Origin of the sequence: Mycolicibacterium hodleri (assembly GCF_025822245.1) — a bacterium.
GTDB lineage: Bacteria > Actinomycetota > Actinomycetes > Mycobacteriales > Mycobacteriaceae > Mycobacterium > Mycobacterium hodleri.
In genome coordinates this window covers 19,234-39,285 of sequence record NZ_JACKTL010000067.1, presented here as the reverse complement: position 1 = coordinate 39,285, position 20,052 = coordinate 19,234, and the positions used below count along the sequence as shown (strand labels likewise).

Here is a 20,052-nt window from a genome sequence, read left to right as displayed (position 1 = left end):
TGCGGCTCTCGTTCAGTGGCTGCAGCCCGACATCCTGCATGCGGAGTACGCGCAAGCATTCGAGCCGCTCCAGCTTTGCGCTGGGCGGACTCGCACAAGTATCACTTTGCATGACCTACCAGGTGAGATTGTGATCCAACCGAGGTCGGAGATGTCCTACATTCGTCGTTGGTTACAGCAACTCGAGCGCGCAAAGTTCGAGCGCATGAAGAACGACATGAAATGTAACATCGATGGACTCATTGTCTTTTCTGAGCGCGACAGAGACAAGATTTCGAGCTCTCGAGGAATCGTAGAGGTGGCATCGGTCGGACTCAACCCTACGACCGGTCGATGGCAAGGAGATCGCCGACACGTCGCGGTCTTTGGGGGTGCATTGTGGCGTTCGGAAAATGAGGCTACAGCGATTTATCTTGCACGGGAAGTGATTCCGTTGGTACGGCAGCATTTGCCGGACGCCGAACTTAGAATTTTCGGCGCGCGCCCGACCGCCGCTGTAAAGGAGCTCGACGCCGATGCGGGGGTGACGGTAGTCGGTGAGGTCGACGACTACGACGATGAGTTACAACGTGCCAGCGTCACGCTCGCTCCCGCGATGGTGGACGCCGGAATACTTATGAAAGCCATTCGTGCGATGGCAATGGGCTGTCCGGTGGTCCTTAACTCGGCGAGCGCTAGTCCGATCGCGGGGCTCGATCCAGGTGTGCATGCGTTGGTTGGCGACAACCCAAGTGAGCTCGCCGCACACATCGTCCTCCTGATGCAGGACCGCGAACAGGCACGTCGGCTTGGACAGGCGTCAATGGGCCTTGTCCGGGAGCGCTTCAGCTGGGAGCGCACCGTCGAGGTGTACTGCAGAGTGTTCGACCAACTACTTAGGGCTCGAACTTAGCTTTCCAGGTTGCGAGTTGGCTTGCTGCATCAGTACTTAGCGCGCCCTGAGTGTTCAAGAACGACCATTCTACTCAGGGTGAAACTCCGCCTGGGCCGCGCCCCGTACTCCAGTACGGATAGAAAACACCGCGCCGGCATTTGGCTGTTCGCCATCGCGAAGGTCTTGGCGAGAGGTGGTGATGAAAAGGACGCTGCGGCCGTCCCCGCCGAAGGCGCAGGAACTCACCTGAGTGACGCCGGGTACAGCTATCGCTTCGACGAAGCGCCCTGCCTTATCGTAGTGATTCACCACCCCGTCGCCCCACACCGCTATCCACAATCCGTCGTCCTCGTCGATCGCCATGCCATCGGGAACTCCCCCTAGACCGTCAAATCGAATGAGCGTCTGGCGTCCCGACCATGCGCCTGTATGGGGGTCAACGTCGAAGGCGTCCACGCGCCGGGTGGGGCTGTCGATGTAGAAAGCTCGCGTGCCGTCAGCCGACCACTGAACACCGTTTGAGATCGACACGGATGCAAGGAGTTCAGTCACTCGCAGGTCGGGCGCAACTCGGTAGACGGCTCCGTGTTCTGGTTGACCGATGTATGACATGGTCCCGATGACGAAGCCCCCGAGGGGGTCGCAGCCGCCGTCGTTCGTGCGTACCGTCGCATCGTCACTCACCACTGTGGCGAGATGTTCGAAGTCGGATAACTCCTCGTTCGAGAAGACGAGGCCGTGTTCCGTTCCGATGACGAAGCCGGAACGCGCGCGATGTCTGATTACCGTCGCGGCCCGGCCTGGCACCGGGTAGCGGCGGATATCCCCGTCGGAGTCGATCGCGACGACCGCACTCGCGAAAACATCCATGCATAACAGGCGATTGCCGCGAGAGTCCCAGAACGGCCCCTCTCCGTGGTGGGCGAACGAACGGGTCAATTGTTCAGCGATACGCATCGGATCGTCCCCAAATCTCCATTGGGTGGCGATGCTAGCCGCTAGCCCGATGCCGACTCGACCCCAAACGCTGACTTCGGCGATGCACATACAGCAGCCTCAGCGTCAGCGAGCCAGCCGATCTCTGCCCTCGCAACCGCAGCGCTTTCACCGATCTATGCTGCGCACTTTCGTTGAGCCTCATCACAGCCACAGCGTGTCGTCACAGTTTCTTAACCAACCAGGTTGGAGGCGACATCTAGGCTGCTCCTGTGAACACCAGTTGGCGCTCCGCCAAGCCGTTGGTCGTGCTCTCTGCCGTACTGACGATGGGTTGCTCTGGTGCCGGACAGACCGGGGCCGAACCAGCAACCGGCCACTCAGTCTGCCCCCCGGGGCGTGTAGTGGGTTGGGGTGATTCGTTGACTTACTCGCTTACCAAAGTTGACGGTGTCTGGCGGCAAGCTAAACCAACCTGGCTAGACACGATCGGCGAAGACCTCCACGTGCAGACGGTAAACTTCGGCGTCCCGTCACAGGGATCAGCTGAGATCGCGGTCCGGCAAGGTGGTTTGAAACCCGCAGTCACGCTGATTAACAATCGAATTCCGTCCGGATCAACAGCGGCAGTTCCGGTACTTGCTATAAGCCCCATAGATGGCTGGACTCAATATGCTAAGGCCGGCACGATGGAGATGCACGGCACACTCGCTGGTGTGTCTGGCAACCTGCAGCACACAATGTCATCGGGGGCGGAGATCTTCGGATTCGTTCCAGATCGAGCACCCGAATCAGTCGTGCCGGTCCCGGCGGAATCCGTATTCAGCAGTGACATAGGGGCCAACTACCGGGCCTGTACTCAGATTATCTGGGCGGGGACTAACAACGGGGGACAAAAGACGGCAATCATGCGTGATATCGCTTCGATGGTCGACTCGCTTAGTGAGCCAAAGAAGTACTTGATCGTCGGGGCCGTGCCCAGCGTGAGAAGCGAACTATCGATTGTCTACGGTTCGCGGTTCGTCGATCTGCGAAGTTGGCTCGTAACGGATGGTCTCGCTGCAGTTCGCTTGCCCCCAACGCCCGCCGACATCGCGGCGGTCGAAGCCGGGGATATTGCACCGGCATTGACGGTCGATGGCACACACTTCACACAGGCTGCATACACGGCAATAGGGCACCATCTTGCGTCCATAATCAATGGATTAGTTTGACAGTGCCGAGACCGAGCACGTAGGTGCTAATTGGTAGCACTTAGGACTTATAGACCACTTCGGTAACTGCCACAAGGGATGCGGTGGTGATTGCTTTGGTCTGGTGGAGGCTCCCGTTAATACAGTTCGGCGCCACGGGTTGGTAGGTCCGTTCCGAAGGAACGACGATGCCATAAAACTCGGCGTTTGGTAGTTGCGCTGAGGTATACGTGGAGTCGGCTGGTGTTGCGCTTGTGCACCCATTCAAGAGCACTGCGTAACTTTCACCTCCGGGGTGTGCCCCGGGTTCCGTGGCGATTGTTTCTTCGGCGTACGTGCGGCTGCTTTGGGTCATAAGCGCAGCCACACGATGGTGGTGTACGACTCTTGAAGATCTGGCCAGTCGCGACGGGGCGAGTTCTAGTCAACGTCGCTTCTGGCTGCCTTTTCGACCGTCGTCAACAATGGTATGGAGATTAGGGCGCTGCTGGCGGCTCCGTCGCGCCGACGTGCAGGCGGTTGCGGTTGGTCTTCCCTGCAGCGGGTATCGGTGCCACTCCGCAGAGGTGGGCGAACGCGCAGCTGATGTGTGTGGTCTCGGGACATAGGTGACGCATTATTATCGGGACATGTCTGCCGTTGTTGGTGGCGGGTTGCGTTGAAATTGCGGATGTGACGGCGCTCATCGAATTTCCCCAGTGGCGCTCCTTGAAATCCCCACTTGCGAGCAACCGTCACTGTAGTGGTTGGCGTGTTCCGGTGGTCGTTCGGCGGAGTTTCTCGGCTCGAGCGTTGTGGTCTCGTAGGCGGTAGGAATTGCCGTCGGGGTTGAGCACGACCGAGCGGTGTAGAAGGCGGTCGACCCCGGCTGCGGCGTCGTAGTCGAAGTCCTCCAACGACGCCGGTGTCGGCAGGCAGGCGAACCGCAGCCGACCCGCCAGCCTGCGGGCTTCGGTGGCCTCCACTTCGATGGACAACAGCCGGTCCAGGGCGGCGGTCATCGACAGGTCCTGGGCCGCTGACTGATCCAGGACCGCTGGCAACGCTTCAGCGGCGTCGCGCAGCTTCAGCACGGCAAGACGTCCGCGCAAGCGTTGATAGAGGCTGGCCGCTTCGGCAGTGTTCGGGGCGGGCAGACGGTCACCGGCATCGGCGGTGGTGCGAGTAGTCATGACAGGGTGTTCCTTCCGCGGGCGGTACGCTCGTAGACCGACAGGTCGTATAGCACGGCAGTGGAATCGAATTGTGTTGTGGTGTATTGGTTCTCATCGAGAGGGCTATTAGCAGTCGTTGTGCGTCGAAGGGTGGCAGCCGCGGCCAGAGCTTCCGGCCCCGGCGGGATGCGTTTCTTGCGGCGGTGCGGCCTGCTCCAGGGCGTAGACGTGACCGCGGTCGCTGACCATCACCCCGGTCCCATCAGCCGCTAGAGGATGGCGGGCGATGGTGATGCCCGAGGCGGTCACCACGTCGATGACGTCGGCCCCGAGTACGTGGGTGACGGTCACGCTTGTCGACGCGAGCTCCGGCGGCACCGAGTACCGGTTGCCACGATAGGAGACCAACGCTTGCCGCGACACCACCCGCTCGGAGGTCAGGATCGCCGGATACGCCCGCGCCGGCATCGGATGCAAACCGTCCTGGCTGGCGACGGTGGTCCACCGAGGCTTTCCCGTCGAAGGTCGGACGCAGCCGAGTGTCACCGCGAAGCCGACAGAATTCGTCGAGGCGTTCTTGGGCTTGTTCGACTGTCAGGTCACCAGGCAGTGTTCGCCACCACCGTTGCGCGGCAGTGTGATTGAACTTCTCCACCACGCCTTTACGGCTGCCGCGCCGTGGCGGGCAGATCGCCACCGACACCCCGTAGTGCTTGGCCACCCCGGCAAAGCTCGCCGTCACTCGCCCAGACTCCGGGTGACAGACCGTGGCCATCCGATCAAAGCGCTACACCCGGCTCACCCCACCCAGACCCCGACAGATCCGGTCGAGCCCGTCGATGACCCAGGGTTGGGTCATCTCCGGTGCCACCACCCCGCGCTACTTGCCCGAGCAGGCCAGGCTGCCCACGAACAGGTGCGCCATCGACCCTCATCCCCACGACGCTTGGGGGTCAGGCAGATCCAGCCAATCCCATTGCGTCTCTTCACCTGCCGGATGCTCGATGACGGCGTTGGGTGCTCCGTCGCGGTCAGGCACGCCTGGCATATCGGCCGCAGCTTGCGCTCGCGGACCTGGCGGGTCAACGTCTGATACGACATCGCGTACCCGAGGCCCTCAAGTTCATCGCACAACGTGCGCACCCACAGATGCGGGTCGTCGACCAGCCGGGCGGTCGCGTAAGCCAAGAACACCTCGAAGGGATTCACCGCGGTGCGCCTGCGCACGCCCGGAGTGCTGGTGCCGTTCAGATAAGCCCGGACCGTCTTGCGGTCACGACCGGTGTGTCGGGCGATCCCCGAGATCGACCACCCTCGTTTGCTTAGAGCATGTACTTCCACATCGTCCTCCCATGTCAGCATGAGAAAGCGGGTCTCCTCTGATAGTCAATGCGTGGTCAGAGACCATCAGCTTCAAGGGAGACCCGCCCCCATTGGCGGTACCACACAGGTGGGGAATTTCGATGAGCACTACTGGGGAATTTCAGCGAGCGCCGTCAGATGGGTTTGGTTGATGTTCGGGTGTGCAATGACAGCTCTGTGATGCCATCAAGCACTCGGAACTGGTGATCCTCGACTACGACAGTGACGATGATCCCCGCGCGGGTTCGTCCGACTCGCAGTCGCTGCCCGGCGACCATCACGACACCATCTTTGGGAACTCGCCGCTGCACGCTCGCGGTCCAGCTGGCGGGGGTGGAGGGAGCGCCCAGGTCGCGGGACGGGCTACTCGAATCAGTCGAATCTCATTGAACGAGAACGGGTTCGGTAGTGTCCTGAGTAGCATGTTGCCTGGCGTGGCGTGAATGGGGCCCACGTCGAATCGCAGAGTGACTCTCGCCCCGGCGATGCCAGTGCAGGTGCAGGTTTCCGGTCACCCATGTCCCGATGACGACGGTCAAAGATGTCCTGAACCCATACACGTCACAGCCGACCGGGGTTTAGAGATGTCGGCAGTTGCCACCAATAAGGCGGCCTCGGATCGAACCCGACTGCTGCACTGTTAGCTGGTGCGAATCTGCGCCGTTGAGTCGACCGAGCTGCCCCCAAAGCATCCGTACTTCGGCGTAAAGGCGCTGGACTGGATCACAATAGAGCGCACGCGGCTATGAGCGGTGTGGCAGACACACGGGACAGTTGGTCGGCTATTTGCACGACGTCCGGCAAGTCTCAGAAAACCCCCGCCAAGTTGAGCGACTCCCCAATGACTGGGGTGATTCTCTGTCCGTATGCCGGGGACATGTGTACCGCATCAGCTTTCGTTATGACGGTGCCGACAAAGCTTGGGCACTTGCTTGACGCGCAGAACCAAGGGCGCGAATCCACCCACGTCGCACCGATAGAAGCTGCGAGAGCCTGCTCCGCGTTGGCAGTCGATCGCCAATCATTGGTAATACGACTGATGCAGTTGGCTGGCGCGCTCGATTTTTTTCCGTAACATTCGCTGATCAGGACATCGGAGGGCGGAGGTGCGAGGAACACAATTTTTTTCACGTTGCCACGAAACTTATTGATGAAGGCGCGCATTGAATCAGCCCATTCCTTGGATGTGATGTCGTGGTCTGTGCCCCTGACCTTTCTGCCTGCCGTGTACGCGTGAGAGATGAAAACGATGTCGGGTTTGGTGGTGTTGATATAGTCCACTGCTCGTTGCTTTCTCGCAGGGCATGCTTCGGCCAGCTTTTCGTCGGAGCCGCTGAGCGGTGTGTCGATGAAATAGCACATATATTGGGCCTCGTTGTGCAGCTGTACTCCGCCGCCAGAGTTGACGGCGATGTCACGCAAAGGACCGAGATAGGCGATAGCTACGGAATCGCGAATCGCCGATCAACACTGCCTTCTTTCGCGCTAACTGATCACCCCATGTGCAGTTCGACGTTGGGTTCGGCGCCCCACAACCCTTGACGTCGGAGACTGCGATCTCACCGTTGATCACGGTCTCAGCTGGCGGGTTAAAGTTGGGCCACTCCGTGGCTTTGAGCGCGCTGACGATTTCGTCGTGTAGCACCGTCCCGAACGGGGCCAATTTGGCGTCGGCCGGGTAGGTACCCGACACGGACGCATCAGCAGGATCAGCGACTGCAAGGTCTGGCGGTGCGACGGCGGGTGCCGCCGGCTGAAGCATAAAGGTGAGTAGTCCAACGAGCAGAAAGCTCATCGCGGCAGCTGCAGCGAACTGACTGGACCGATGCGCTTGGTACCGGCCGCGCCGAATATCCTTAATGGCATTACGAATTTTGTCCGTGTCGATGCGTCGCAACGGATTCTCCACGCCATGGTAAGACGCTATCGCCAGACCGGAGGCGAGAGCGAGCACGACGACGTAGTAATAGATTCCGACGTCCATAATCGCGCCCGCGATAACGATTACCGGCCAGTGGACGAGGTATAGCGAGTAAGAAATTCCCCCGATATAGGTGCTGACTGGGTTGCGCAGAAACGCTTGAAAGCGGGGTTCTCCGCCTACTCCTGCGACGATAACCAGGGCGGCACCGGCTACCGGAAGAATTGCCCACGGTGCAGGAAACGCGGGGGAGCCCTCCGCAATCAGAAACAAACTAGCTGCAATCATGGCGAGTCCGAGCCACGACAAGAGCGGCCGGAGTGCTGTTGGGAGGTGGGCGAGGGACCCGGCGGCGATCGATAAAATCGCACCGACACCCAGCTCCCATACGCGCGCGAACGTACTGAAGTACGCCGCCGTCGGTGTCGTCGCTGTTTCGTATATAGCCCACAAGAGGGACGCGGTGGCGATGAATCCCATGGCTACCCCCGCGATGGCCGTCCGGCGTGAGTGAGGCCAGTTCCTACGGACAATCACCACGCTGATGACGAAGATTATCGCAGGCCAGACGAAGTAGAACTGCTCCTCGATCGACAGCGACCAGTAGTGCTGAATCGGAGATACGGCAGCGCCCTGAGCGAAGTAATCGGTGCCCTCGGCTGCAAAGTGCCAGTTGGCCATGAACGCGAAGGCGAAAAGTGCGTCGAGGCCGACCTGATGGGCTCGAAATTGCTGGAACACTAATGTCGCTGCACCGAATGTCAAGGCCAGAACGACCGTGGCGGCGGGAACGATGCGGCGGATTCGGTTCCAATAAAAGTCTAGGAAGTTGACAGTGCCGGTCTCCTCGGCATCGCGCATAAGGTTTCCGGTGATCAAAAAACCTGAGATCACAAAGAACACATCGACGCCGACGAACCCTCCGGGCGGCCAGTCCCAAAGGTGGCTCGCGAACACGGTGAGGATCGCAACCATCCGCAGGCCCTGAATATCGAGTCGATGCGACGAAGTCGCAGCATGGCGGTATCGGCGGCGTGAGGCGCGCTGATACCGCTTAAATACAGATATCAAGTCTTCCCCCCTCGGCGGACGCCCCCCCGGGCCACGCGGCGAAGTCTACGACAATTGTGGGCATAGCGACGTCGAGCGCCGGACAGCGTCGGCTGGTCTGCCGGATCTACTAAGTGACGGCGCCCCGATCGCCGGCAGACATCGACCGATTCATAGTTCCAGCCGGGTGGCTTTTAGTGCCTGGATCGGTCGCTCGACCGTAATGATCAGGGTTCGACCCGGCTAGTTCCGCCCGTCGCCACATGGCCTGGGTTAGGTCCTACGTCCAGAAAGCCCAGCCTCTTAAGCCCTCTCGCCACGTGCGAGGTTCTCTCAGCTTGCCTACGCTCATGTAGCAGGCCAGCGACCGCCTTGGTGTCGTTTCTAGCGCCCGAGGATGGAGTCGGCCGCCGTGAACTCACTCCGCCGGCGCCTCGAGACCATGCTAAATTTTTTCAATGGGGGAATTACGTTCGTCTGTCGTCTCGCGACTTCCGCAGCCGCTGGTCAAACGGTTGCGGGCTGCAAAGCGGGCGCTGGTGCAATCCTGGGAAGACGAGACGGAGATCGTCGCGACTTTGGCGGCAGCGGGGTCTAATGCCGACAGTCGAGTGCTCGTCGACGTCGGTGCGCACCAGGGCACGGTAACGGGTCTTTTCGTGGACCTAGGGTGGTCAGTGATCGCTTACGAGCCCGACCCATCGAATCGGGAAAAGTTTGAGCAGCGATTTGGTTCGCATCCTCGAGTGGCGCTCTCAAGCTCCGCCGTTTCGGATTCACCTGCGAAATCCGCGTCGTTCTTCACCTCGCCGGTGTCGACAGGCGTCAGCACTCTTGCCGCATTCCACGAATCACATGAGCAAACCACAAGCGTCGATGTCGTGACACTCGCCGAGGATTTGCGGTCGCGCGGCCTGAAAAATGTTGACTTCCTGAAAATTGACATCGAAGGCTTCGATTACTTCGCGCTGAAGGGTTTCGATTGGACGTACGAGCCACGCTTCGTACTTTATGAGTTCGAGAACCGTAAGACTGTTCCACAGGGTTATTCTTTGGCGGACAGCGCGGCTTTCGTAATTGAGCACGGCTACCACCTTGTGTACTCGGTGTGGGAACCGATCGTCGAATACGGCACTCATCACGAATGGCGTGGCCTTTTTCTACAACAGCCGTCGGACGTTTCTTCGTGTTGGGGGAATGTGCTCTGTTTTCGAGATGCTGACGACGCGATTCGCTGTATGCAAACGTTCGGTCCAAAACAGCACCGGCTGCTTGGCCGCCGTCGGCACGCGTGACGACATTGAGCATTCGCGGATCGGTTCGGAGGGCGGGTGATGGCCGAACACGATGGTCGACTTCGTCAATTGACGTAGAACTTACAAGGACAGCCATATGACGGGCTATTCATACTCGCGCCTCCGGAGGGCAAAGTTAGCTTTTTGGCGCTACTTCAATACCGTGGTGGACGCAGTCAGAATGCCCATTCGACAGCCGCAAATTCTGCTTGTGACCGGCAATGCAACTCCTTCGAAGGCGCAAAATGTTGAGGCACGGTTACGCTTCCTGGTAGCTCATTTTGGACATCCGGTACGTGTCACACGCGCACACCGGGGGTCGATGCGCGCTTACTTGTGCAGCGCTGGTGTTGCTACAGCAGACCCAGAGGCAGTATCTAGATTCGCTCTACGGCGTTTGGAGTGGGTGGCTGATCTTGATTATGAATCCAATCCGGTTGACGGCTGGGACCTGCTCGAGCTCGGTTCGGCGCTAAACCGTCGAGGTGCTCGACGAAAGTCATCGGCGATTGCTCGACTAACATTCGGAGAGCACATCCAGAGACTGAAAGAATGCGGTCCGCGGCCCGTGTACTTATTCGGAACCGGTCCTTCGTTGCAACTGGCGAGCGAGCGGCAGTTTGCCGACGGGATCACCGTCGTCTGTAACACAATCGTCCGCGATCCAGAGCTTTGGCACCATCTGAATCCGGCCTTCTTCACAGCTGGAGATGCCATTTACCACTTTGGCCATAATCCACACGCGCAAGCATTTCGAGCCGACGCTTTGCGGCGGCTGAAAGAATCAGCTGGTCGCACCCTGTTTGTTTATCCGGCACAATTCGATGTTGTCGTGCGCTCCCAATTTCGCGAGGTTGAAACACTTCTGGTGCCAATTCCCTACGGCGAGCACGAGGACATATCCGTGGATCTGACTAAGCGCTTTAACCTTCCACATATCGGAAACGTGCTTAATTGTTTACTGCTGCCGCTTGGCTGTACGTTGGGAACCGATATTCGATTATGGGGGTTCGACGGGCGTGCGCCTAGTGATGCGGGATTTTGGTCAAATTCGGATCGCCATACCTATCCCGAGCTCATGCAGTCCATCCGCGATTCGCATCCTGCGTTCTTTGCCAAGTCGATACCGGTCGGCAACGAGGTTCAATATGTGAAACAGGTTCACGGAGACTTGCTGGAAGACCGCCTCGCCGAAGCCGAACGTCGCGGTTTTCAATTTCGTATGCTCCATCGCTCCTGGACGCCCACCCTGCAGAAGAGATACAACGAACCACTTCGTCCATGTGACGAGTAGTCGCGAACCTCGGGCGACAGGTGAAACTCAGGCTAGGCGAGAGGGGTGCAATGAAGTACGCAAGCGTGACGAGACAATTTATCCGTAAGGGTTCAGCAACTAGCCCGATGGCTTTTCTTGAGGGCCACTTCGATGCATCTCGGTGTGGTTGCGCGTCAGAGGGAGCGTATGCCTAAACGGGGGATCATAAGCGGTCGGGGTCAGTTCGCATTCGCCGATCGATCCGGTCGAAGTGCCGCAATCGGCGGGGTTTGGTTGCTGGGGCTAGGCATGGTTGCGGCGTTTGCTGCTGGTGCCGGCACAGTGGCGCTTGGCTACTGGATGTTACTACCCGTGGTCACGGCTCTCGTCGCGTTCGCTGCCCTTTCTGTTTGGCGACGCAGACGCGTGGGGACCATATCGAACCGGATTCCTACGCTGACGCCCAATGTCGCATTGATTGCTCTCCCGACGGCACTGTCGGCGATAGCCGCAATCACCCCAGTCAGCCTATCCTTTAGTGCCTTCTTATTGATATTGACAGCTGGAATTGCATTCGCTATGCGACGCCCTTCCACCGGCTCATTTAGAATGGACCTTACTTGGTCATGCGCAGCTTTGCCTGTCCTCGCGCTGGCAATTGTCCTGCGACCGAATTTTCCAACCGACACGTTCGATTTGCTTTATTTTGTCGTGGGCTGCCTAATCACCACACGCGCGGTGTGCCTTTCGGAGTCGAAATCGAGCGCAGTGATATCGCTTATCGATGGCGTCGGACTCTTTGTGGTTGTGTCCATTGGGCTTTGGTTGGTGGGTGTCACCGGGACAGCCGACCGTACGGAAGGGCTAGGAAACTCGCTCACAGGCGGAATGCGTGCTATTTTCCCGTTGTCCGTTTCACTGGCCGCCACGCCGGCTATGGCCAGCGTGTACATCACCGCAGTCGTCCCAGTCATTATGTACTCCGGGCGATATCGCTTTTTTCGTCTGGTTGCAGCAGTCTGCGCCGTGAGCGTGATCATTTTGAGCGACTCAAGGGTGTCTTTGCTTGGGTCTGCCTTCGTGTGCGCCTGTGTACTTCTGCTTCCACGAATGTTCCGCCGAGTCGCGCCCTGGCTCGTCGGAGTCGCGATGATCGTTCCCTTCATTTACGAGTACGTAAAGGTTGTCTTCGGACAAGTGATGACGGCGGCAAGTTCGTATGCGCCATGGATCATCCGTCCCGACGAGGAAGCTTCGACTCTTGCCGGTCGTGACCAAATTTGGTCACGTTCTATCGATTTTTACGAGCAGCGAGTCGACTGGCTCCATCAGATGATTGGTCACGGCACCTACGGTCAGTCGACATCGGGGGCTTCGTCGTACTACTCGGAGGGCTTTGAAGGCTTTGCTAACGACCTCCAATTGGTTACACCGCACAGTTCCACGCTGCAGATCCTCTTTGACGGTGGCTGGCTTGTTGGTGTCGCCGTACTCGTCACAATGGTGCGCATCGCATGGGTGCTTGCGCGCGGAAGGGCGAGTGCAGACCTCGCCGGTTTGTCGATGTTGGTAGCGCTCTCGATCGTGGGAGTGTCCGAGGTTGCATTGTCGCCGAGCAACTCTCGTCAACAACCGACGTGGTGGGTCCTGGTTGCGCTAAGCATCATCGTGTTCATTCGGCAGCGTTCGGTGACCCCCGACGAGCCTGGCTCAGAGAAGAACGCGCCGACTCCACTGGACGGCCTTGTTACGAACAGGGACCCGCGAGAACCGAATGCTGTTGCAGCTGCCCCAGCCGGTCCGGAGGCTGCAACAACCTTGTCCGATGAATCGCGGCATCCGTCCCAATAGGCCGAGGGAAACCCGATCCGTCTACAACCGGCGGTGCAAGTGACGGCATCCGACCACCACCGATCAATTGAGCTGATGCTGTCTCTGTGTAAGTAGTTGGCTAGAGGATTCCAGCTGACTTGAAGGCTTCCGACATCACTGGAAATATTTTGTCTCCGTACGACGGTGCCATATGCACGCCATCGCGTTTGGTCAGTGTTTGACCTACGAAGCTTGGGCACTGGCGTGATTGGTTGCAGAACCACTGGCGCGAATCCATCCAGGCCCCGCCAACGGACTCGGCGATGCGGCGCTCGTTGTATGCAGTGTCGCTCCATTGTTTCGATACCCGGCCGACACAGTCTGCAGGTCTGCTGTCACCAGCGCGGTAGCAACGATCGATTGACACATCGCCGGGCGGAGCGGCCAGAAGCACAATCTTTTTTGTGCTTCCCTTGAATTTTGCCACGATACGTTTCATCGACTCGAACCATTCGCGCGGTGTCATTGGCTTATCGTGTCCGACGACTTGCTTTTCTCCATAGGAATTGGCGATTATCACGATTGCGGGTTGCTTGGCATTGATTACATCGATCGAATGCTGCTTTCTTGCAGTGCAGGCGTCAACCAGCCGCTGGTCGTCGTATGCGATCAGGTCGTCAGTAAATTCACACCCAGGCATTGCCTCTGCGCGCACTTGAATCTGATTGTCAGAGTCCAACGCGATCCGGCGCAGGGGGCCCGCGTAAGACAGTGCCACCGAATCCCCAACGATCACCACTAGTGTCGGGGCGTCCTTCGATCCCCACCGACAGAGTGCCTGATCAGGGAATAGTGTTCCGCCGCAGTTAGTCCTGACTTCTGGGTCGGCCTCCGGTCCGCTGATCACCGATTCCACCGACGGCTCAAGGCCGGGCCACTCCTTGGTCTTTAACGCTTCGCTGATCTCAGCGTTTAACGCCAACTCCAGCGGCCCTGCTTTGGGTGCGGCGGCATCGTTAGCGCTACCGTTGCTGGTGATGGTGTCGACGCTCGGGAAAGGGGCCGATTGGTCGTCGAGGCCATGCACTAGTGCCACCACGGTGACGACCACCATGAGCAGCGCAGCCACCGCAAGATATCTGCTGGTCCGCGATTTCCGACGCTGGGGATACCGTACGTCCTTTAGCGCCGCCGCTTGCTTACGAAACCAACGAATTAAATTCGATATCATCGAACCCCCAAAAGAACGGCCGCTCGAGCCTCTGCTGGTGCAAGTACATAAGGGAGTGACTGGCGCGGTGACTCGCAAGTCCCTCAAATGACGGTAATAGCGGCGACCTCAGCAAGATCGCTGCAATTACATCACGTCGTGCCCGTCCAGTCCCCGCCGCTGTGGGAATCGTCCCGGTAGATGCCGCCCGAGTTGGGTTTTCCCAGTTGATACTCAGGTCTGCAACGTATTGACCTGCGGTTTCTGCCGGTCTACTTCCGTGGTTGCGCAGTGACTCGGGTGCGATGCCGGAGAAGGTCCGGCTAAGATCTTGGTCAGTCCTCGCTCAACTCGGTACCCTAATTCTGTATGCTTACGTGCTGGCGTCACATTGTTTGCTACGCCTAGCCGTACACATCCGCGAGGCGCCATTCAACTCGACCGTAGTTCCTCTTGAGTCAAGATTCCCGCGGACGACAAGTCGACCAGCTTGCTTGGTGAAAGCCATCGCGTCTTTGCCGATGGAAAATGCCAGGACGACGCTGGCGGCGCCGCCGGGGAGCAATGATGCCGACGAGACTGTCTCGCTATCTAAGCTCTCCGCGACAGCCGGGTTCGGCTCGAACTCATCACCGTTTACAAGCAGCTCCTGGATCATTGGATTGAAGTAAGCCGGCTTGTCTGAGTAGTTGACAACGAGAACCATCACGATCACCCAAGGCCCATAGAAATCGGTTGGGCCAACTGTATTGCGCATAGTCGTGCCTTCGACCGTCATCTCCAAGCCCGCGTCCACAATCGCCGTGCCTTGCATGACGGTGGGCATGGTCGAGCTCTGGGTGGCGCATCCCGCGGTTAGCTGAACTGCACAGACAGCAATGAACGCGCGCCTCATGGCAGGGGAGAGGGCATGGCTGAGCCTATGCCCTATAGTGCTTGCGACCTCGACACCTTTCAAGCCCCGGTCACACCCCATCAGCACAGATGTCGGCTGGACGACGTGTCTTCGGAGGGTAAGTGCAGTTCATATCGGGTTGTTCTACGGTTAGTCTCTGAGATTGTTTCTGAGGCGAGTTACTACGATCGCACTTAGAACGAGAACAAAACATATTCCGCTCGCCGCGAATGCAAGCGGATGACGCACGGGAACTATGAGAGCGACCACGCTCATTACGAGCGCTCCCGCAGCGAGTGCGACTCCAGGCCAGTTCGCCGCCCACGATCTCCACGCAATGTCGAGCTTGTGCATCGCCGAAAGTATGAAGGCCACAAGCGCCATCGCCGCGTACCCCGCGACGGTTGCGTACGCAACGCCTTCAGCGCCATATCTCGGGGCGAGAAGCAAGATGGACACGAGAATCAACACGGCGCCTGAACCCGACGCCAGTGAACTGAATTTCGGGAGCCCAGCGGTCTGGGTTAGGTAGTTCATCGGGATCAAATAGAGGCCATATGCAGCTTGGCCGACCAGAAGAACTCCGGTGAGGAAGAACGAAGGCCAGTACGCTTCGGCGAAAATAAAACCGCCCACCGCTGCTACCCCTGCCCCCACGATCGCGGGTACAAGGAAAGCAGCTATGAGCTGCCACGCGACGGGTGCGAAGGTTTCGCGAGTGGGCGCGGGAAACACTTCACACGAGTAACGCGGAAGCACTGCTCGATTCGATTCGGAGAGTACGAGAATAGCGACGGACGCAAGATTCAACCCGAACGACAAGAGCCCTACCTGCTCGAGTGGGGCGACCGCCGCCATCACAGGTCGACTGAGAGACATCAGCGCCCACAGCGACGCGGCATGGGGAATCAACGGAAGCGTGAACTTGACCGCATAATGGACATTCTCGGCCAGCACTTTCGCGCGAGGAAGGCGCACTAGCGACACCGCAAGCAGGGCTGAAAAGACTGCGCTTGTTAAGTCCGAGAGAACCCACCCAAGCACCCCCATCTGGAAGAACACAACCAGTACGAGCTTGGAGACAGCCGTCACTAGCACCGACGTCGCAGAGAGCCAGACGAAGCGTGGAAGGTCCTCCCGCGCCTGAGCGACCCACATGGCAAAGGTGGACGCGGCGGGCTGAAACCCGATGGCGAGGACCTCGATCGCCCAGATCGTTCCTTTCACGCCAAACAGGTCAGGTACGAAGAATGCGAAGACGGCGGCTATGACGGCGACGGCGATTGGCAGGAGTAGGTAGCAGTAGAGTCCAGTGACGCGGAGCAGGGCGGGGCCGTCTTCATCGCCTCGAGCAGCGGCACGGACGATGAGCTGAATGAGCGGTGCCGCCAAGAGAGAGGTCAAAAGCAGCGCCGCGGCTGTGAGCGTCGATGCCGCACCGTATTCTGCGGGCGACATCGCATGCGTGACGAATGGAAGCACCAGCAGCGAGACGCCCCGCTGGAGGCCCGCGAGCGAAATGTAGATCGCGGCCGCCCGCCCAGTTCGGCGAGCGCTCCTTTTGACTTGGGCATGCGCCCCTCGCTCCGGAGGAACAGGCGCAATCCGGTGTCGCCCGGCTGCTACGACTCTCAACGGCGGTGACTTGCGAACGTCGATCTCACTGCCTCCCCGTGCGATCTACTCGGATCCGAGCCGTGCGGTCGCTCCGCCATCGACGACTAGTACTGCGCCTGTGATGAACCGAGCGTCGTCGCCGATCAAGAACGACACGGCCCCAGCGACTTCGCTCGGCTCACCGATGCGGTGCAGCGCTGTGCGTTCTCGTAGGACCGCCCTACGCTCCTCGGCCGACTCCCCCCATCGGGCGAATCCCTCGCGAAGCTTGGCGGTGTCGATAGCTCCGGGCGCCACGGCGTTAACCCTTATCTCCGGAGCGAGGTCCATTGCTGCCGAACGCACCCAACCTTCCAGGGCCGCCTTTGTGGTGGCGTACGCAGTGACTCCACCTGATGTTGCGCGCCCATGGACGCTGCCGATGACGACGACCGAGCCATCGTTTGCTGCTAGGTTTTCGCAAGTACCCGATATCAGAGCATCCACGGCGATCACGTTGACCCGGAGGGCATCGAACCAATCCGTCAGCGATGTTTCGCCCGCCCTTGCGATGGGCTGCACGGCACCGTTGTGGACGACTGCCTTTATCCGGTATTCGCTGGCCAGTGTACGGCCGAGCTCTATCAGCTCATCAGACTTGCGAAGATCAACTTGCAGTTCTTTGTCGGCCGCGGGGGACGGGTTACGGTCAATGCCGATTGCGACGTAGCCGTCGTGACGCATGCGCTCACACAGAGCCGCCCCAATGCCGCCGGCTGCTCCCGTAATGATGACCGCGCGGGTCACTTGGAAAGCTCCTCGACGAGGAAGTCGACGGCTGTCTTACTCGCGCGGATGACACCCTCACGGGTATTCGACGCGTTATGCGCCCCTAAAACGACGTTAGGTAGCGCACGGAGTTCGCTATCGGTAGGGAGTGGTTCCACCTCGAACACGTCGAGCGCTGCGCCCGCGATGCGACCGTGTCTAAGAGCATCGATCAGATCCGCCTCAAGCACGACTGGGCCCCGCGCGACGTTGATCACATACGAGTCCGGGCGCGCCAGGCTAAGCCTTGCTGCATCAATGAGATGAAAGGTCTTCGGAGTCAACGGACACGCCAAGACGATGAACCGGCTGGCGGCCATCAGCGTGTCGAGGTCGACGAGCGCGACGCCTGCTGGCGCCGCGTCGATGAAGGGGTCGAACGCAACGACGCTCATGTCGAATCCTAGGCCGCGCTTGGCGATTTGTTGTCCGATCGCGCCAAACCCGACTATTCCAAGCGTGGTACCCGCCAGTGTGACGCCCTCTATTTTGGGCCACTCGCCGCGGCGAACGGCCGCGTCCACGGCTATGTAACCGCGCACCAAATTTAGGATGTAACCAAATGCCGAGTCGGCAACTTCGAATCCAAATACGCCTGGCGTATTGCGGACCGGCACCCCGTGATCTCGAGCTGCTTCGTGGTCCACGGAGTCCATGCCGATCCCCCAGCGGATCACCGTCCTCAGCTTTGATGCGCCCGCGAAGAACTCACGATCAAGGTGATCGTCACCAGCGATGATCCCCACAAGGCGATCGCGATATTCGAGTAGTTCGGCTGCGGTGAACTGCTGCCGCGTACCCAAATCCGGTGCCAGGACCTCGAAGCCAAGATCTTCGATGCGTTCCCGGTGCAATGGAAGCTCGACTTGCATCTGACGGCATGTCACGAGGACCAGCGGCGCGCTCACTTGCTGATCCCATAACTATCCGCGATCGCCGAGGCAAGTGCGAAGTCATCTTCGATGTCGATGTCGACGGCCTCAAGTGAAGTCATCTCGACCATGCGTGGACGCAGACCGATGCGATTGCCGCGCTTTCGCAGCACTTCGGGCGTAAAGATGAAGAAACACGAATTCTCGATGAAGAGCGGTGCAAGGTCCTGCGTCCGCAGCAACACCGAGGGATCGTGATTGACCGGCTGATTGTCGGCGTCCCACAGGCGCGCCTGAAGCCGCGTGACGCTGAAGATCGAATCGAAACCGCGGCCGGGAGTCAAAAAGGACTGCAACGCAGCAGAAACGGTGTCAGCCCTGAGGAAGGGGTTCGTGGAATGCGTCTGTAGCACCACATCAGCGTCGACCTGGTCGAGTGTGTTGAGCAGAACGTCGTTCATCGCGATGGCGCCATCACGAAGATGCTCCGGCCGAAGCAGCACCAAAACCTGAGGGAAATTCTGGGAACAGTCTTCAATGATGAACTCGCTATCGGTGTCGACCACGACGAGGTCGATCTCAGGCACTGAGTTCAGCATACGAATAACATGGTGGTACAGGGGAATACCCGCCAGGGGTCGGTAGTTCTTACCAAGGACGCGCTCACTGTTGTGGCGCATCGGAACGATAGCGACGGTGTGGGTCATTGCTCTCCGCTGATGGCTATTGGGATGTCTTCCGAGTACAAGATCTTGCGTCCAGGTGCGGGCGGCGGATCATAACTCTGTGAGTCGGCGGGGTAGTAGAAGCGTTCGAGCAAGCGTGCGGATACGTGGCTAGGTTGTCGGAACCCTTCCCATGCACCAATAAATTGGGCGGACCGAAACAGCGGTATACCAACGACATTGGTGCGAAGGCGCCCAGCCTTTGCTGCATCTAGGTAGTCACCCGCAATATTCGAGACCGCGAGTGCTATCGCCCGTGGCACGGACATCTTCGAGCCCTCGACAATGCGTGCATATGCGATGGCTTCCCGCCGATATCTGTTGCGGGTAATACTCCAGGTCTCTTCATGGACGTGAACCACGGGCGCGTCTGCAACATAGGCGACCTTGTGCCCAACGTCGATGGCCCTGCGTGCAAAGTCGAGGTCTTCGAGCCCTGTGAGGGTCTCGTCGTATCGGAGCTCCTCCCATAGCGATTTGAGGACGGCGGAGTTCGCATTGTTGTTGAACGGGTGGCCCTGGTCCCAATTGTTCTCGGCGGGAAACCACTGCAGCATCACCCGCGACTCGGAGAATTTCGTCCGCTCGTCTCCAACCTGCCGTCCGAACGCTATCGCGACGCCGTCATGGTCGAACGCGCTCAGGAGATGCTCGACGTAAGTGTCGTACACGGGGTAGACGTGAGCTGAAGCGAAGACCAATATGTCGCCACTGGCCGCCGCGCACCCCCTGTTGAGCGCCCGGCCGAACGAGAACTCGTTCTTGGAGATGTGCACCACGGTGCAACCGGCAGCCTCGGCGATGGCGACGGTGTTGTCAGTGGATCCCGAGTCCACAAGAATGATCTCGTCGAACTTGACGGTCTGTTGCTGGAGGCCCTTTAGCAGTCGGCCAATGTGCCTGCCCTCGTTTAGAGCCCGAATAACGGCCGATACGCGGCGTGGTGCGTCCCCGTTACTCATACCTGTACTGCCAGCCGGCTGCTGGCCGGCTGAAAACCTCGATTAGATGCACTTACTGCGATCTCGTTCTTCATTGCCACCCCCGCTCCGGAGAATACTGGAGACCGCGATG

At 59.2% G+C, this 20,052-nt stretch carries 16 protein-coding genes and 1 pseudogene; 5 read left to right on the top strand and 12 right to left on the bottom strand.

All coding sequences use genetic code 11. From position 1 onward, the window contains the following. The first annotated feature begins 205 nt into the window (after positions 1-205). Complete coding sequence (locus H7J06_RS27180) at positions 206-892, top strand: glycosyltransferase family 4 protein (RefSeq protein WP_264042525.1); 687 nt, start codon at positions 206-208, stop codon at positions 890-892. 69 nt (positions 893-961) lie between these two features. On the opposite strand, the gene H7J06_RS27175 is transcribed toward H7J06_RS27180, so the two are convergent. After that, entirely contained in the window at positions 962-1,831 is an 870-nt protein-coding gene (locus H7J06_RS27175) for an SMP-30/gluconolactonase/LRE family protein (protein WP_264042524.1), read from the bottom strand. A gap of 401 nt (positions 1,832-2,232) precedes the next feature. On the opposite strand from H7J06_RS27175, the gene H7J06_RS27170 reads away from it, so the two are divergent. Further along, the gene (locus tag H7J06_RS27170; RefSeq protein ID WP_264042523.1) at positions 2,233-3,024 is read left to right on the top strand and encodes a hypothetical protein; all 792 of its coding nucleotides are present in this window, start codon (positions 2,233-2,235) and stop codon (positions 3,022-3,024) included. A gap of 713 nt (positions 3,025-3,737) precedes the next feature. Here H7J06_RS27170 and H7J06_RS27165 read toward each other — a convergent pair. The 4 genes and pseudogenes from H7J06_RS27165 to H7J06_RS27150 form a co-directional block, all read right to left on the bottom strand. Continuing rightward, positions 3,738-4,175 (bottom strand): ATP-binding protein, encoded by a 438-nt coding sequence (locus tag H7J06_RS27165; RefSeq protein ID WP_264042521.1) that lies wholly within the window; start codon positions 4,173-4,175, stop codon positions 3,738-3,740. Beyond that, positions 4,172-5,519: pseudogene (locus tag H7J06_RS27160) on the bottom strand (Mu transposase domain-containing protein). The gene H7J06_RS27165 and the pseudogene H7J06_RS27160 overlap by 4 nt, the downstream one beginning before the upstream one ends. Positions 5,520-6,326: 807 nt before the next feature. Next, complete coding sequence (locus H7J06_RS27155) at positions 6,327-6,941, bottom strand: SGNH hydrolase domain-containing protein (RefSeq protein ID WP_264042520.1); 615 nt, start codon at positions 6,939-6,941, stop codon at positions 6,327-6,329. After that, the gene (locus tag H7J06_RS27150) at positions 6,934-8,511 is read right to left on the bottom strand and encodes an acyltransferase family protein (RefSeq protein WP_264042519.1); all 1,578 of its coding nucleotides are present in this window, start codon (positions 8,509-8,511) and stop codon (positions 6,934-6,936) included. Before H7J06_RS27150 ends, H7J06_RS27155 begins: the two co-directional genes overlap by 8 nt. A 437-nt stretch (positions 8,512-8,948) precedes the next feature. On the opposite strand from H7J06_RS27150, the gene H7J06_RS27145 reads away from it, so the two are divergent. The 3 genes from H7J06_RS27145 to H7J06_RS27135 all read left to right on the top strand — a co-directional run bounded on the left by H7J06_RS27145 (position 8,949) and on the right by H7J06_RS27135 (position 12,891). Further along, on the top strand, positions 8,949-9,785 hold the full coding sequence (locus tag H7J06_RS27145; protein ID WP_264042518.1) for an FkbM family methyltransferase: 837 nt from the start codon (positions 8,949-8,951) through the stop codon (positions 9,783-9,785). Positions 9,786-10,191: 406 nt separating this feature from the next. Next, positions 10,192-11,079: a hypothetical protein gene (locus tag H7J06_RS27140; protein ID WP_264042517.1), complete on the top strand. Its 888-nt coding sequence runs from the start codon at positions 10,192-10,194 to the stop codon at positions 11,077-11,079. 270 nt (positions 11,080-11,349) lie between these two features. After that, positions 11,350-12,891 (top strand): O-antigen ligase family protein, encoded by a 1,542-nt coding sequence (locus H7J06_RS27135; RefSeq protein ID WP_264042516.1) that lies wholly within the window; start codon positions 11,350-11,352, stop codon positions 12,889-12,891. 100 nt (positions 12,892-12,991) lie between these two features. Here H7J06_RS27135 and H7J06_RS27130 read toward each other — a convergent pair whose 3' ends face one another. The 7 genes from H7J06_RS27130 to H7J06_RS27100 all read right to left on the bottom strand — a co-directional run bounded on the left by H7J06_RS27130 (position 12,992) and on the right by H7J06_RS27100 (position 19,940). After that, the gene (locus tag H7J06_RS27130; protein WP_264042515.1) at positions 12,992-13,981 is read right to left on the bottom strand and encodes an SGNH hydrolase domain-containing protein; all 990 of its coding nucleotides are present in this window, start codon (positions 13,979-13,981) and stop codon (positions 12,992-12,994) included. A 454-nt stretch (positions 13,982-14,435) separates the two neighbouring features. Next, on the bottom strand, positions 14,436-14,888 hold the full coding sequence (locus H7J06_RS27125; protein WP_264042514.1) for a DUF4352 domain-containing protein: 453 nt from the start codon (positions 14,886-14,888) through the stop codon (positions 14,436-14,438). A gap of 219 nt (positions 14,889-15,107) precedes the next feature. Further along, positions 15,108-16,415: a lipopolysaccharide biosynthesis protein gene (locus H7J06_RS27120; RefSeq protein WP_264042512.1), complete on the bottom strand. Its 1,308-nt coding sequence runs from the start codon at positions 16,413-16,415 to the stop codon at positions 15,108-15,110. A 222-nt stretch (positions 16,416-16,637) separates the two neighbouring features. Further along, positions 16,638-17,360 carry an SDR family NAD(P)-dependent oxidoreductase gene (locus H7J06_RS27115; protein ID WP_264042511.1) on the bottom strand — a complete coding sequence of 241 codons (723 nt, stop codon included), beginning with the start codon at positions 17,358-17,360 and terminating at the stop codon, positions 16,638-16,640. Continuing rightward, complete coding sequence (locus tag H7J06_RS27110) at positions 17,357-18,289, bottom strand: phosphoglycerate dehydrogenase (RefSeq protein ID WP_264042510.1); 933 nt, start codon at positions 18,287-18,289, stop codon at positions 17,357-17,359. Before H7J06_RS27110 ends, H7J06_RS27115 begins: the two co-directional genes overlap by 4 nt. Beyond that, entirely contained in the window at positions 18,286-18,960 is a 675-nt protein-coding gene (locus H7J06_RS27105; protein ID WP_264042509.1) for an acylneuraminate cytidylyltransferase family protein, read from the bottom strand. Before H7J06_RS27105 ends, H7J06_RS27110 begins: the two co-directional genes overlap by 4 nt. Next, positions 18,957-19,940 (bottom strand): glycosyltransferase family 2 protein, encoded by a 984-nt coding sequence (locus H7J06_RS27100; protein WP_264042508.1) that lies wholly within the window; start codon positions 19,938-19,940, stop codon positions 18,957-18,959. Before H7J06_RS27100 ends, H7J06_RS27105 begins: the two co-directional genes overlap by 4 nt. Between the last annotated feature and the right edge of the window lie 112 nt (positions 19,941-20,052).